The 15,359-nt window shown below is 38.0% G+C and carries 14 protein-coding genes; 9 read left to right on the top strand and 5 right to left on the bottom strand.

The genetic code is table 11. The features are described 5' to 3' along the window. The first annotated feature begins 80 nt into the window (after positions 1-80). From AC57AW_RS18845 to AC57AW_RS18875, 7 genes are all read left to right on the top strand, one after another. On the top strand, positions 81-1,352 hold the full coding sequence (locus AC57AW_RS18845) for a condensation domain-containing protein (protein WP_496353118.1): 1,272 nt from the start codon (positions 81-83) through the stop codon (positions 1,350-1,352). Then, the gene (locus tag AC57AW_RS18850; RefSeq protein WP_496353119.1) at positions 1,349-2,602 is read left to right on the top strand and encodes a phthiocerol/phthiodiolone dimycocerosyl transferase family protein; all 1,254 of its coding nucleotides are present in this window, start codon (positions 1,349-1,351) and stop codon (positions 2,600-2,602) included. Before AC57AW_RS18845 ends, AC57AW_RS18850 begins: the two co-directional genes overlap by 4 nt. Next, positions 2,599-3,150, top strand: coding sequence for a hypothetical protein (locus tag AC57AW_RS18855; protein ID WP_496353120.1), 552 nt, complete (start codon positions 2,599-2,601; stop codon positions 3,148-3,150). Before AC57AW_RS18850 ends, AC57AW_RS18855 begins: the two co-directional genes overlap by 4 nt. Before the next feature lie 821 nt (positions 3,151-3,971). Beyond that, positions 3,972-4,820 (top strand): GIY-YIG nuclease family protein, encoded by an 849-nt coding sequence (locus tag AC57AW_RS18860; RefSeq protein ID WP_496353121.1) that lies wholly within the window; start codon positions 3,972-3,974, stop codon positions 4,818-4,820. Between the two features lie 165 nt (positions 4,821-4,985). After that, positions 4,986-5,237: a hypothetical protein gene (locus AC57AW_RS18865; protein WP_496353122.1), complete on the top strand. Its 252-nt coding sequence runs from the start codon at positions 4,986-4,988 to the stop codon at positions 5,235-5,237. A 685-nt stretch (positions 5,238-5,922) separates the two neighbouring features. Further along, complete coding sequence (locus tag AC57AW_RS18870; protein WP_496353123.1) at positions 5,923-6,243, top strand: GIY-YIG nuclease family protein; 321 nt, start codon at positions 5,923-5,925, stop codon at positions 6,241-6,243. 541 nt (positions 6,244-6,784) lie between these two features. Next, complete coding sequence (locus tag AC57AW_RS18875) at positions 6,785-7,927, top strand: 1-acyl-sn-glycerol-3-phosphate acyltransferase (protein ID WP_496353124.1); 1,143 nt, start codon at positions 6,785-6,787, stop codon at positions 7,925-7,927. A 134-nt stretch (positions 7,928-8,061) separates the two neighbouring features. On the opposite strand, the gene AC57AW_RS18880 is transcribed toward AC57AW_RS18875, so the two are convergent. Then, on the bottom strand, positions 8,062-9,111 hold the full coding sequence (locus AC57AW_RS18880; protein WP_496353125.1) for an alpha/beta fold hydrolase: 1,050 nt from the start codon (positions 9,109-9,111) through the stop codon (positions 8,062-8,064). A 227-nt stretch (positions 9,112-9,338) separates the two neighbouring features. Here AC57AW_RS18880 and AC57AW_RS18885 point away from each other — a divergent pair, with 227 nt between their 5' ends. Then, a complete protein-coding gene (locus AC57AW_RS18885; protein WP_496353126.1) occupies positions 9,339-9,884 on the top strand; it encodes a hypothetical protein in 546 nt (181 codons plus the stop codon). An 18-nt stretch (positions 9,885-9,902) separates the two neighbouring features. Here the strand turns inward: AC57AW_RS18885 and AC57AW_RS18890 are convergent, their stop codons facing one another. The 3 genes from AC57AW_RS18890 to AC57AW_RS18900 all read right to left on the bottom strand — a co-directional run bounded on the left by AC57AW_RS18890 (position 9,903) and on the right by AC57AW_RS18900 (position 12,570). Beyond that, complete coding sequence (locus AC57AW_RS18890) at positions 9,903-10,331, bottom strand: DUF3592 domain-containing protein (protein WP_496353127.1); 429 nt, start codon at positions 10,329-10,331, stop codon at positions 9,903-9,905. Between the two features lie 91 nt (positions 10,332-10,422). Continuing rightward, complete coding sequence (locus AC57AW_RS18895) at positions 10,423-11,910, bottom strand: serine hydrolase domain-containing protein (RefSeq protein WP_496353128.1); 1,488 nt, start codon at positions 11,908-11,910, stop codon at positions 10,423-10,425. Between the two features lie 87 nt (positions 11,911-11,997). Beyond that, positions 11,998-12,570 carry a helix-turn-helix domain-containing protein gene (locus AC57AW_RS18900; RefSeq protein ID WP_496353129.1) on the bottom strand — a complete coding sequence of 191 codons (573 nt, stop codon included), beginning with the start codon at positions 12,568-12,570 and terminating at the stop codon, positions 11,998-12,000. A gap of 276 nt (positions 12,571-12,846) precedes the next feature. On the opposite strand from AC57AW_RS18900, the gene AC57AW_RS18905 reads away from it, so the two are divergent. Next, on the top strand, positions 12,847-13,650 hold the full coding sequence (locus tag AC57AW_RS18905; protein WP_496353130.1) for a CPBP family intramembrane glutamic endopeptidase: 804 nt from the start codon (positions 12,847-12,849) through the stop codon (positions 13,648-13,650). Between the two features lie 76 nt (positions 13,651-13,726). Here the strand turns inward: AC57AW_RS18905 and AC57AW_RS18910 are convergent, their stop codons facing one another. After that, positions 13,727-15,142 (bottom strand): hypothetical protein, encoded by a 1,416-nt coding sequence (locus tag AC57AW_RS18910; protein ID WP_496353131.1) that lies wholly within the window; start codon positions 15,140-15,142, stop codon positions 13,727-13,729. Positions 15,143-15,359: the final 217 nt, after the last annotated feature.

Below are 15,359 nucleotides of genomic sequence, written 5' to 3' on the forward strand. Positions count from 1 at the left end.
GGAATCGCAATGATTTGTAAACACAAAGGCAGATGAAGACCTGGGGCTTCATAAGACCTTAAAAAGATAGATATCAGCATATGAAAAGAAGATTGCTATTTGGTGAGCGCATGTTACTGGGAGATGGAACAGAACCTTTTAACGCGGTCATTCCGTTCAGACTGAGAGGAACTTTTACATTAAAAGAGATCCAGCAGGCATTAGCCAAAATTCAAAATAAACACCCCTGGCTGCGAGCATTAATCAGCCATGATGAAAAAAATATTCCGTGGTTCAATGTTCCGGAAAAACCTGTTTCCATTCCTGTAAGAATCATCACCAGACAAAGTGAAGATCAGTGGCAGGAAGAATCCAGGAAAGAATGGAACACCACTTTTAATTACGAAAAATTACCCCTGATCCGGTTTATCTGGATCAAAGGGGAAGAAGTTTCAGATATGCTGTTTGCGTTTCACCATTGTTTATGCGATGGTGGTTCTGCAATGGCCTTTTTAAAAGAATTTCTCATCGTCCTAGACAATCCGGCTGCCGATATAGGAATAGAAAATCCGATACTGGGAATACAGGATGTAGTTCCTGCCCATATTCTGAACAGCAGAAAACAGAAACTGAAAGCTAAATTTATCGGAAGACTGGCAGCTACAGCAATCAAATGGCTTCCGGTAAACAAAAAACCTGTTGAAAGACAGACTGACTATCTGATCCATGGAAAACTGGATGAGACGACAAGTCAGGAAGTCATTGCTTATTGCAAATCTCAGGAAGTGACCGTCAATACATTTTTGAGTGTAGCGCTATTGCATGCATTTAAAAAAGTGAGAGGTAAAAAATCCTTCAACAAAGTTTCCTGTCCCGTAGACATCAGACGTTTTGCCAAGCAGATTAAAGAAGACCACATTTTCGCTTTCGGGCTGATGATCGTGATTTCTTCTGATGAAAAGCTAAGCTTTACAGAGAATCTCCGTGCGATGCAGAAATCTGTTCAACAAAAAGCCGCAAAGCTGGATCCGTATATCACCATGATGGTCATGGAGTCCGGACATGATGCACTGAAAAATTTCACCAGGCTGCTAAAGAACGGAAAGTCATCCAACGACTGTATGTTTTCTAATCTGGGACCGCTTCAGATTCCGCATGAATATAAAGAGTTTTCGGTAGAAACCATCTTCAGTCCATCGGTCATTGGTCCGCTGGGAAATACCACTACCCTTGTGGTTTCTACCTATCGTGGAAGAATGGATTTTTCTATCATGGGAAGCGAGGGCTATATACCGTATTCTGAAGTATCGGCCATCCGTGATGAGGTTCTAGAGACAATTTATTCACAAGTTAAACAGAAAGCAGTATCATGATCAAAAGACCATTAATGATGGTGGAAAGGATCATGTATGTAGATCCTGAAACACCTTTAAACTGCATTTATACCGCAAAGATCAATGGGCAGATTTCTGAGGAAACTTTTAAAACAGCTCTGATCAAAATCCAGCAGAAACATCCCATGCTGAGGGCTATCGTTGATCATACAATCGGACGGTATCCTTATTTTATGGGACAGAGAGATATTGAACCTATTCCACTCCGTATTGTAGAACGAAAGACAGATGATGACTGGTTCAAAGAATCTGAAAAAGGATGGTTCCAACTCTTTGACCAACCCAAAAAGCCTCTGGCCGAAGTAGTATGGGTGAAAGGACAGGATACTTCCGAAATCCTCTGGATCATGCCTCACTGCATTTCAGACGGAACTACTGGAGTGACTTTGATGCGTGAACTTTTGAGTTTACTAGACAATCCTTATTCGCCATTAATTCCTTATGTTGCTTTTGAATCGGTAGATGATTTTCTGCCTTCGGATTTTAATACAGGAATTAAAAAATATAAGGCCAGTCTTTATCTGCTGTTCGCCAGAATATTCTTTTCTATCCAGCGAAAAAGTAAAAAGAGAAACCTTGGAAAAAACTACGCCATCCACTGGAAAATGACTCCGGAGGATACGAAACTGATTACTGAAAAATGTAAGACCAATGGAATCTCCGTCCATGCTTTACTGTGTTCTTCCGTGATGCAGGCCTTCCGTGATATTCAGGGAGACCGTGCCAAAGGTAAGGTGATCAGCCCTGTAGATGTACGCCATTTCATTCCCGAAATCAAAGAAGATCATTTGTTTGCTTTTGCCCCAACGGTGGAGCTTTCCATCAAGAAAGACAGCAAGGATGTTCTGGACAATGCCAAACAGATCAAAAGAGACCTTATTGAGAAAATCAGTAAGCTTGAAGCCCGTGAACTGCTTTGGATGGGAGAACGTATGCACCCTATTGTAAGCCGCATGATCAGGATGCTGAAATCAAGCGAAGGCGGGCATGATGTGACCTTATCCAATATGGGAAAGGTGAATATCCCGAATGATTACACCAATTTCAACCTGGAAACCGTGTTCAGTCCTACCGTGGCTTTCCCATGGCTGAACTCAACCACCCTTGTGACCAGTACGTACAACCATCAAATGGACTTCACCTTCATGTCCAATGAAAATTTTCTTCCCAAAGAAGAAGCCCATCTGATAAAAGATAAAGCCATTGAGCTATTGACCACCTCTCTATGAAATTTAAAATAAAGCCTCCGAAGCCTAAAATCATCAAGAAAACCACCCTGAAACGCTTTCTCATCAAGCGTACGATTTACTATGTCCTCCCGAATGTATTTTTTAATTTCATTATTGCCTATGCCAGCTTCAAAGAGTTAGGCTACACCCATTTTTTCTCAGGAACCCAAAATCTGGCACGTCTTACCCTGCCGATGGCCATTTTCCTTCCTGTAGTCCTTACCATTGATATCATCAAAAGAGTAACGGATGCCGCCAGCCAGGAAGCCATAGAGTTTACGGTAGACGAACAGTTGAATATTAAAAAGTTAATGACCAAGCTAAGCATCCTACACGGCTTGATTACAGGCTCATTGGTACTCTCCCTCCTCTTTATAGGACAATATAATTTCTCAAAGGATTATAAGCTGGATGCTACGGCAATGGCTGTGGTAGTGGGTATTTTAGCTGGGATTTTGTCTGTGGTATTTGTGTATTTGCCGGTGTGGAGATTGAGGAAGTGGATGTGTAGGAGAGCGAAAGTTGTTGCTATGGATTTAAATTCGTAGTTTATTTAAATCTACTCATTAATAGTATCAAATCCTCTTGTAAAAAATAAGTATAAAACCTTCTAATTTTTAGAAGGTTTTATTATAATTATATGAACAGATTAGAAATAACTATTGTATTTACGGAATCCCATAATGTATTACAAATAGTCTGAAATATATTTGAAACAAAATATATAGTAGCGGTCTAGACCCCATTATTCTTATGGTTATCTGTTTACCATATTTTGGTTGGCAATCGCAAAGGCGCAACTTCTTATTATAAGGAGGGTTTTTAAGGCACTAGGATATTATCTCCGATAAAATTTCTATATCCCAATATAATACTCACTTGCTGAAAATCTTTGATTTTCTTGCGCCTTAAAAAACAGATCAATATTAAAAAACTTTGCGTCCTTGCGTTTAAAACAAATAATATATCATTGTATCTGAAGAAGTAGGAAATTTTTAAAACGCAAAGAATTTATTAATAAGATTTATGATTAGAGGGAACAAAGGAATGGTGGTTGCGCCACCGATGAAGCCTGGTGGATAGTGCTCATGATTCTTACAATAGTCTTTTACTCCTCTTCCCCCCCTTTAATAACACCCTCCAGTTAGTATAGCAACGGTTTCTATCCCCTTATATAAGTCCCTCCAGGGGCTTGTTGAAGGGGTAAGAGGGACTTCCGAAGGGGCTAGCGGTATTTCTGAGCAATATTTATAGTGACTTTAAAGAAAATTACGTTTTCCCGTAAGCAGAAACTGGAGATTTTTATTATTATTGCTAGTTGTAAACAAGTAATCATGGAACTTTCCATAATTAAAGCATTAAATTATTTATGAACACCTTTGGAAAAACGATTCGTCTCTTCCTTGTAGATGGCACTCCCCATAGCCTTACCACTGCAGAACTTAGTAACTGGACAGGAATAGGTATAAAAGTACCACGCATTAAAGTAAGAGAATTCAGTCCCCGCCCAGAGTTTAGAAAGCCAGGCGTATATATACTGATTGGTAAAGGAGATAACAATGAAGACGTTGCCTATATTGGAGAAGCAGAAATAATTGCAGACCGCCTTGCTCATCATATTACTAACAGGGATTTCTGGCACGAAGTCTTGTTTTTTGGTAGTAAAGATCAGTATTTAAATAAGGCTGGTGTTAAATATTTAGAGAATCGCTTACATGAATTGGCTTTAAATGCAGAACGATATACAATCAATCAAAACACTCCTAACCGACCAGAGCTGTCTGAAGCAGAACAGGCAGAACTGGAAGAGTTTCTATCAAATATTAAAATACTCACCGCTGCTCTGGGACATAAAATATTTGAATCCCTGGAAGAAACAATAGAACAGGATGAAACCAGTCAATTGATATTGTTCTGTAAAAATGGGGCTGGTGCATCTGGTAAAGGCAGCCCTTCTACAGAAGGCTTTATTGTATATAAAGATTCTCTTTTGATGATGGCCGAACAGCCATCACTATCTGATGGTATTGTATCTGAGAGAAGAAAAATGCTGTCTGAGGGAATAATAGAAATAGAAAATGGATTTTATAAATTGACAAAAGACTATATTTTTACTTCCTCCTCAAGAGCTGCTGCTGCTACATTAGCAAGATCAGCAAGTGGGCCCTTAGAATGGAAAACTGAAGTAGGAATCCAATTAAAATATCTGGAAATATAAGATATAACCTTTGACTAAACCCATACAAATACTGTTTTTATAAGCAGTATTTTTTTATCTATGAGTTTACGAAAACAAAAGGATGGTTTGATTTATATTTTGGGGATACGGATAGCAGCAGTGCTACTCAAAATGGTCTAAAATAAGCTAAAATCATTTTTAGACATGGCAAAGGATGGCCAGCCCGTCTACGAATTTTTGCAAAATGCAGTAGATGCCGATGGTGCTCAGTTTTTGATGTTTTACAAAAAGGATGAAGCCATAGAAAATGATATAATAATGGATAAACTTACCTGCGGAATCGCTTTTATCTCCACTCACAAAGAGATTAACCAATGGAAACAAAATATTGTATCATTTGCAAAAGACAATTTTATTAGCTCAGGCAGTTCGAATGTAAGTATCTTAAAAGAGTGATTGGGATATAAATTTTATAATAAAAAGTTTAGATTCCTTCCGGAATCACAAGTAAAGCATATATAGATACTTATTTGCTTCAGTCCATAATACAAAGTATTGACTTAGATTATCCACACTGTTTGTCATTCCGTAGGAATCCAGACACAGAAAGTTATTTGATAATAAATTGATGATAGAATGAGAGCATAGATTCCTACGGAATGACAAGGTGGGCGTGTATGATGTGTATATGGATAATTATTTGCTTTAGATTATAACACAAATTATTCGTTTAGACTATCCATACAGTTTGTCATTCCGTAGGAATCCAGATTCAGAAAGGTTTTTTGATAATAAATGATCATAATATAAGAGTTTAGATTCCTACGGAATGACAAGGTGGGAGGGTATGATGTGTATATGGATAATTATTTGCCCCAGTCCATAATACAAAGTATTCATTTAGACTATCCACACTGTTTGTCATTCCGTAGGAATCCAGACACAGAAAGGTTTTTGATAATAAATGATGATAAAAAAGAGCATAGATTCCTACGGAATGACAAGGTGAGTATATGATGTGTATGCATACTCAATTGAGAACGAAACTACCATTTCATCTTTCAATTGTTTTTTGATTAAACCCAATTGCAAAACCTAGTAGAAATATATTTTTTGTAACTTTTGTAAAACAAACACACAAATGATTGAGTTTTCAAAAGGAAGATATACCTACTATATCTATATTCTCACCAATAAAAATAGAAAAGTACTTTATACCGGCGTTACAGGAAACCTCCACAGGAGATTGCATCAACACAAAACAAAGCTAAACCCCAGTAGCTTCACAGCAAGATATAATCTTGAATTTCTAATTTATTACGAGAAATATGATTGGATTCATAACGCCATTGAAAGAGAAAAGGAAATTAAAAACTGGTCAAGAATTAAGAAGCTTGAACTTATAAGGAGAACAAATCCTAATTTAGAATTTTTGAATTACCTGTTTGAAAATTGGTTTTGATATGGAATGTTCACATAAATGATGATAAAATAAAGGTTTAGATTCCTGCGGAATGACAAGGTGAGCGGGTATGATGCGTATGTGGATACTTATTTGCTTCAGACCTTGGTACAAAAACTATTCGCTTAGACTATCCACACTGTTTGTCATTCCGCAGGAATCCAGGTACAGAAAGCTTTTTGATAATAAATGATGATAAAAAAGAGTTTAGATTCCTGCGGAATGACAAGGTGGGCGTGTATGATGCATTATATGAATAATTATTTGCTTTAGATAATAATACAAACTATTCGCTTAGACTATCCGCACTGTTTGTCATTCCGTAGGAATCCAGACACAGAAAAGCTTTTGGATAATAATGATGAGATAAAAGTTTAGATTCCTACGGAATGACAAGGTGGGTGTGTATGTGGAGCGCTTTGTTATACACGGTTATTTCAATTAGCTCCTACGCCCTTCATAATACTTTAACACCCATTATACCCATTCCCCAGATAAATTTTCGTTCTTTTGCAAAAAGTTTTAATTTTTAAATAATCGCATGTCGAAGTTTGATGAAATACGGTATTTTCATGATCATGAAGTGAATGAAAGATTGCAGAGTGTAGCCCGTGATCCTATGATGAAAGCACTGATGAACTTTACTTTTCCCGGTGTGGATGAGCAGGTCTGGCTGGAACAGTTTAAAGAGATCCACTCTATAAGTGATTTTCAGCATCATTTTGTAGCACATACCGTTCGTCAGATCCTTGCAAAAAGTTCTGAAGGTTTAACGACCTCAGGCTTCGATAAGCTGGATAAAAATACGCCATACCTTTACATTTCAAATCACAGAGATATTGTACTGGATACTTCACTGCTTAACCTTGCACTTCTGGAAAGCGGCCACATTATGACTGCTTCAGCCATTGGGGATAATCTTGTCAAAAGAAACTTCTTGAATGTATTGGCTAAACTGAACCGTAACTTTTTAGTTCAAAGAGGACTGTCGCTTCGTGATCAGCTTAAAAGTTCACAAACCATGTCTGAGTACATTGATTATCAATTACACCATGAAAACCGCTCTGTATGGATCGCTCAGCGTGAAGGCCGTACTAAAAACGGTAATGATGCCACTCAGCAGGGTGTTTTGAAAATGCTTGCCATGGCATCAGGAGATCAGTCACTGATAGAGTATTTTAAAACCTTAAAGATTGTACCTGTATCTATTTCTTACGAATATGATCCTACGGACTCCTTGAAAATGCCTCAGCTTCTGGCACAGCACAGGGATGAGGAATACATCAAAGGTAAAAATGAAGATTTTACCACTATGCTCAGCGGTATATTAGGGCAAAAGAAACGAATTCATCTGCATGCCGGTGACGTTATTGATACAGAACTGGATGAAATTGCCGCTACGATCGAGAATAAAAACAAACAATTGCAGGCTGTTGCACAGGTGATTGATAATTCCATCATTAAGAATTACAAGCTTTGGCCAACAAAATATATTGCCTACGATCTGATTCATAATACAGATACCTACGCTTCACAATATACTGAACAGGAGAAACAGTTGTTTATCCGAAGGCTTGAAATGCGTATAGATCCGTCAGATCCCGTTTCTAAGGAGTATTTCCTTGCAATGTATGCAAATCCTTTGGTGAATAAACTGAAGCTTGAAGAAGGTTCTGAAGGATAGTTTAGGGTAAAAAAGAGACTGTCTCATCAATTAAATCATTTGACTGCCATTTTACGAAGGAAGAATTTTTATTAATGAGATTCTTCCTTCGTCAGAATGACACTTTTGATAAAGCCTCTTAAATCCAACAGATTTTATTTAGACTGTGACATGGAGTCTGCTTCTACAATCGCATCTGCAAATGCTTTTGGAGCTTCCTGTGGTAAATTATGTCCAATTCCGCCTGTTAGGGTATGATGGGCATATTTTCCTGTATATCTGGAAGCATAACTTTCCGGGGCAGGAAATGCAGCTCCGTTGGCATCACCTTCCAGCGTAACTGTTGGGACTGTAATAGAAGGAGACTTCGCCAGCTTAGCTTCAAACGCATCATATTGTTTTTCTCCTTTCGCCAATCCCAGACGCCAGCGGTAATTGTGGATCACAATATCAACATGGTCAGGATTATTGAATGCTCCGGCAGAGCGCTCGTAGGTCTGGTCATCAAAAGCCCATTTTGGTGAAGCCGTTTTCCAGATCAGTTTATTAAATGCTGTAGTATTGGCTTTATAGCCTTTATACCCTCTTTCAGTTGAAAAGTAATACTGGTACCACCATAAAAGTTCAGCATTTGGAGGGAGAGGTTTTTCGTTGGCCTTTGGGCTTCCAATTAAATATCCGCTTACGGCAACCAGGCCTGTACAACGTTCTGGCCACAATGCTGCCATGATATCTGCAGTTCTTGCTCCCCAGTCAAAACCGCCGATGATCGCTTTATCAATTTTCAGGGCATCCATAAAAGCAATGATATCCAATGCAACAGCACTCTGCTGGCCGTTGCGTTTTGTATTGGGTGAAACAAAAGTCGTTGTACCATAACCTCTTAAATAAGGTACCAAAACACGGTAGCCTTTTTCAGCAAGGATAGCTGAGGATTGTTCAAAACTGTGGATATCATAAGGCCATCCATGAAGAAGAATGACAGGTTTCCCATTTTCGGGCCCTACTTCTGCATAGCCTACATCCAGCAGCCCGGCTCTGATTTTCTTTGTATTCTGGAAAGCTGATCTTACAGCTGTATTTTCTGTATCTTTCCCGCCTGTGGTATAAGTCTGTGCTTTAAGAGACCATACTCCCATTCCTATAAAAATGACCAAAGATAAAATGGCCTGTACTTTTTTACTGAAGTTCAATGTAGTATTCATAATCGTGATGTTTTGTGATGGTAAAATTATGGTAAAACAGAGCCAGGAATAAGTGTAAATACTTTGAACAGGTCATATTGAACGGTGAATACTGATTATCGGGCGGTAAACCAGACAGCAGAATTCCTAAAGATGCCTGAAAGTATTATCCAAATGTGCAAAACACAATTCATCATCAAGCAGTTTTTCCAAAAGCATTATCTTCGTACCTGAAAAAATTTGACAAAATGAAGAAAATAATATTTCTGGCTTCGGCAGTCCTTGTTCTCAATTCATGTGTGGTAAGAACGGCTACAAAAGTGGTATCGGGAGCTGTAAGCTTAAGTTATAAAGCCGTAAAAGGAACGGTAAACGGAATCAGCTGGGCGGTAAGCAAAGCGAAAGGGAAGATTGATGAAGACCGTCTGGACGGAACCTGGAAAGTGGTAGGTGTTTACCGTGGTTCTTTCGAGGATTTTTCAAAAGATCAGAATCCTGACGGCTCATTCACCTCAGACTGTACGGAAGGTTTTGATCAAATTGTTTTCAAGGCTAAAAAGTCTAAATTCAAACCGGTACACTGCAGTTCACAGGATGAAGACTGGGTGAAATATTCTATGGAGTTCGGAAAAAATCCTTCAACAAAAGAAAAGGAAAATTATATTGAATACAATTCCAACAATTATATTTCTGTCATAGATGCCAATAATAAGACTATGATTCTGGAAGGAAACCTGATGCCAAAATTAGCATTTTCCGGAGCTAAACTGTATCTTCTTGAAAAGGTAAAGTAGAAATACAGAAGGAGCTGGTTATTTCAAAAACTGGTCTGCAATAAAATAACCTCCTCCTATCACCAGTAATGGCAATGCAATAGAAATCAAGATTAAAGGCAAGGCAAAAATTCTGAAATACGTATATAATTCTACGGAAGAAGGGTCATTCGGATCGTAAATAACAGTCTCCGTCTCCCCTACTGACCAGGCTGAAGGATTGGTGCCTTCCGGCAGTTCATAGGTATATTCAATATTATTCCGGGTACGGAAGGTAAAGAGGGGACTGAATACTATTCCATCCGATTCAAATTCCCGCAATGAGGTAACGGTTGCCGTTGCCTTTTCTGCTTTCTTTAAGAATGAAAGAGTACTTCTTAAACTTAAGAATGCAAAAATAAACAGCACTATTCCTGCACCGAGAATGATATAATATTGCCACATAACTTTCTTTTTATTTCTGCTCATATCTATTACAATCTGAAAACAAACAGTATGTTATTTCATTTGTTTTCAGATTAATACCCGAATATACAAAGATTTATTACAGCATAAATAGTTATTTAGTTTCTATCTTAATAATTTTTTGTCCCTGCTCTCCCAGGTAATGAAGTACCAGTTTTTCATACACTTTGTAGCCATCATCTACATTGGTAAATATTACAATCCCCTTTCCAGAATTGGGCAGCACAATGGCAATACATCTTGTTCCCTGGTCTGCTCCACCGTGGGATAAAGCATATTCCCCATTTCCAAGATCATAGATTTCAAAGCCTAATCCGAAATATTTACCTTCTTTTACGTTGACCTGTTTTTTGGTCATTTCCTGAAAGACTTCCGGCTTCAGATTTTTCCCTTTCATAACACTGATCATAAAATTTCCGTAATCTTCAATCGTAGTATGCAGATCATCGGCAGCATTTGCCGTTTTAATTTTTTCTATTGGATATGGATTTCCCTTTTCATTATATCCTGTCACAAATCTTGATTCATCTGTGTTCTGATCCCAGATATAGTTGGTGTTATGCATTTTGAGAGGCTGAAAAATCAATTCTTGCGCAAGTTGGTCCAGTGATTTTCCGAACTTCTTTTCCATTGCTTTCCGAAGGTATTCAAAGCCTTCTCCTGAGTATTGGTATTTTGTACTGGGATCAAACTGAAAGTTCAGTTTTTTGTCTGTATTCATCCATCTCCAGTTTGGGAAGCCTGTCTGATGGGTTAAAACTGTTCTAGTGGTCAGTTTTTTATGTCTCGGGTCATTAGAGATATCAGGATCTGTCCAATAGGAATCAAGAGGTTCATCCAGTTTCCACTTTCCAAGACCTATCAGTCTTAATGCTACCATTGCAGTGACAGGTTTAGTAAGGGATGCTACGTTAAAATAAGCATTCACGGGAGCTAAAACTCCTTTTTTTGTATCTCCGAAAACTTTTATCTGTTGTAGCTTTCCTCCTTCGATAATTCCTAATCCAAGAGTTGGAATATTATTTTCTTTCAGCCAGCTTTGCATCGACTGGTCGTTATCAAACATTGTGTCACTATCGGTAGTCTGCTTAGGATGGTGATCAAAACTCAATGAATTCTTAAGTTTCCACTCAGCATTTTCCAGGATCCACAGATGGGTAAATTTTGCTTCCCCGACTAATTTTTCAGCCTGATCTCCTACCTTTTCATAAAACAAATGATCTCCATTCTGAATAGCTGCATAGATCTTTCCCTCTTTATACATGGGATAAATCTCGGTACTTTTATCCACTAAGACTCTTTTTAACTGATAGGTTTCCGGAGACTTGCACAATCCGTTTTTAAAATCAATAATGAATTTCTTTTTGTCCTCAAAACCGCCTTTATCATGATAAAATTCAAACCCATCGCTTAACATACTTTCCATCTTTCCAATGTTACAGGTATTGTAACCTTCTGAAAAAAACAGGCTGTCTTTTGATAGAATTGTTTTGTAAAGAGCATCTGTTTTTTCTGTCTGTGCATAAAACATATTCATCAACAGAATAAAAAAAGGAAGGATAAACCGTGCTGATTTTGTCATTGTTATTTTTTTGACAAAGATTCAATTTCATTTTGTTTTTCAAATAAAAATGAACCCGACAAAAACCCGACAAAGCCACGACATAAATTATAACATGCTGAATTTCAGTTTAAAATATAATCTCTTTTTACGATCAATCTCTGCGGTATTTCGGAGGATCATGAATACATTAGACAGCACAATAAGGATCATAAGGATAAGAGTAAACTGTTTTCCGAGCTTTAAAAAGATACCGAGCATAAAGACAATGGGTGCCATAGCAGTCCAAAACATCTGCAAAGAGACAATCTGTTTAATGAGGCTGTTCCTCTGCTTCATGATAAACATCAGCAGAAAGGGAGCCAGAATATTTAATGGCGGTACTACCACAAATAATAAGGAGGAAAGGTTGATCATTTTAACCAAAGAATAATTGACCGTTTCAGCTTCTTCTGCGGTTTCTATTTTTACCTCATCATTTTCCTGGGAAATGATGGTTTCTTCCTGCAGTAATAAAGACTCCTCTATTTCCAAAGTCTGCGCCAGCGCTCTTAAAGTATGTCCCTTAGGTTCTGTTCCGGATTCTATGCGCTGAATGGTTCTTACAGAAATTTTTGATTTTTCTGACAGCTCTTCCTGAGTCAGATTTTTTTGTTCTCTTATCGCTTTTAGTCTGGACATGTTCTAGTAATTCGGAAAAAAAATGTTTTGGCTAATTTACTGTTTTCCATTATTAAAAACAGAAGACCTCTTTTTTTAAATTGAACAATGCTAAAATTATTATTCATATAAGAAATAAGTGTATTTTTATTTAAAAATAACCTTCTATTTTTCAACCGTTTATAAACTTCAACACCAGATCAGTTTATTGAAAATACAATATCCAAATCCGAAATCAGGAAAAATATTGCCACTTATCTGTGCCTTACCCTGCTTTTTTGTCTTCCAGTGTATTATATGTGTATTCGTACCGGCAAGCTGGGTGGCGGAATTATATCTTACGCTACCATTGTAATGTGGTGTCCGGCTATTGCGGCACTTCTTACCTGCCGTATCCGAAAAATTCCTGTTTCTTCTCTGGGCTGGAAATGGGGACTTACGAAATACCAGATCATAGCTTACTGTATTCCTATTGTTTACGCTTTTGTTCCTTATCTCATCATTTGGATCAGTGGAGCTGGCGGATTTTATAATCATGAGTTTGTAGCAGAAGCTGGTAAAGGGATGGGCTGGAATCTTTCTGATGGTCAGACCATCATCCTGTATGTCATTCTGATGAGCAGCTTTGGTATGGTGCGTTCTGTGGGCTCAGCATTGGGTGAGGAAATAGGCTGGCGGGGTCTTCTTACTCCGCAGTTGGCTAAGATCAATTCTTATACTGCTACCTCTCTTTGGATGGGTCTTATATGGGCTATTTATCATTATCCTCTTCTGCTGTTTTCCAATTACAACACGGGCGGGCCCAAGTGGCTGGCTCTTTTATGTTTTACAGTGATGATATTTGCATCCTGCTTCATTTTCACCTGGCTGCGATTAAAATCCGGGAGTTTATGGACTGGTGCTATTTTACATGCTAGCCACAACCTTTTTATACAGTCTATTTTTACACCGCTTACTGTAGATACGGGAAACACCAATTATTATATTGATGAGTTTGGTATTGCTCTGCCCATTGCAACTGCTGTTGTAGCTTATTTCTTTTGGAGGAAAAGAAAAGAATTACCTGAAAGAGGTACTGAAGATGCTCTTGTTTCTGCATAACATTATAGTCAAAAAAACAGCCTTCTGCGTAGAAGACTGTTTTTTTTGAAATATCAGTGAAGTTCGGGCTTACTGTTTAATTGGCAATTTCCAACAGTTTTGTGTAATCTTTTCTTTTCTGTGGAATGATAGGGTTATAAGTAATTTCTTTATCGATCCAGCGCTCTGGCCGTAAGAATGTGAGAATAGTCTTCATATCATCATCATTAAATCCTTCCAAATATTTACTTTTCTCTTCTTTTGATATGGGAGTTGGGGTTGTTCCATCTTTCTTACGTGGAGCAAAATGCGGTCCTATATAATCTCTTTTTTCCTTTCCAGCGTTTTTCTCTATTGCTTCCTTTTCTTTTTCATCTCTTGTCTTAGCCTTTTCTTCTGCAGTTTTCTTATTGATTTCCCTTATTCTTTCCTGAAGAAATTTGCCTGATCGTGTTGGAGGTTGACTCAACAGTAAGCGTTCGTATCCGGTGGCATCTCCTCCTTTTTGGGTTTTGCCTCCATTTACCTTCTTCCAGGCAAGCATTCTGCGACCACTCTCACTTCCCTCTTCTTCCATATACCTTACCGTGTATCCTAACATCGCCATCACTTCCAGGTTACCGCTTCTGAAGCCCAGATGCTTTACATGGGTAAAGTTTTTCTCAAAGTACTCATACAGCTTAAACTGTCCAAAACGCGTATCACCTCCCCATGCTAATAAAGATGGTGTTTTGTCATCCCAGAATTCGGTGATATTGAATACTTTGGAAGGATGAATAGTACTTTTGACATCATTGACAATATCATCAAACTTAGATCCTTTCTCTTTCACATAGCCTTTGTCTCCGGTAATAATAATCGCATCATACATATCTGCTACTCTATAAACAATCTGCCTGATTCCTGTATAGCTGGTATCGTGTTCTATATGAATATCTCCTCCTTTCCCACTGAAACGTGACCATAAAATAAGCAAATTGTTTCCACTGGTAGGGATTCCTTTTTGTTCCAGCCATCTTTTTATAGCCTCATTTTCATCGTTACTGATATTTACCTTCCATCTTTCTTTTAGCTTACCCCTTAATTCCGGTGAGTATTTTCTGGCAATGTAATCTGTTCCATAGTTTACCCCTTTAATATATCCTCTTCGTTTATACTTGTGTGCTTCATTTTCTAATTTTCTATTACCGGCTCCCCTTAGCTGTCTTACTTTTACAATATGTATCCTGTCCTCACTTATTCCGGAATCTTCATAGAATTTTTTTATAGAATCTGCTTTATCCGTATGATCTGTAAGACTACCGTCGCCTTTCGAGATGACAACATGAAGTTCCTCATCATCAATTAAAGCCGCGGCAATCCCAAACATATCACCTGTAGCATAACCGGGTTGGGTAAGTACTTTAACTTTAGGCTTAGGGTCACGTTGTGGTTCTGGTCTTGGTGCTGGCCTGCGATTAGCATCATCGGTATTGGAAGCACCTGCTTTCTTTTTTGTCTTATTTCTTGGCATATCGTTTATTATTACGTTAGGGAACAAATTTCAAGGTAAAGCTCCCGGCTAAGTAGAGGGGATCCACCCATTTTTAGAAATTCAGGGTTTACCCGTATCGGCAGACAGTGTATTTGTGTATCATGCATTCATGATGATTAAATACACTTATAGATTCTGGTTTATTTTTCCGGATTCTATTATTTAGTAAATCCAATGTTTTATCTAAAAATTTCAC

Source organism: Chryseobacterium sp. BGA-UO-ETr-SB22 (assembly GCF_059567885.1).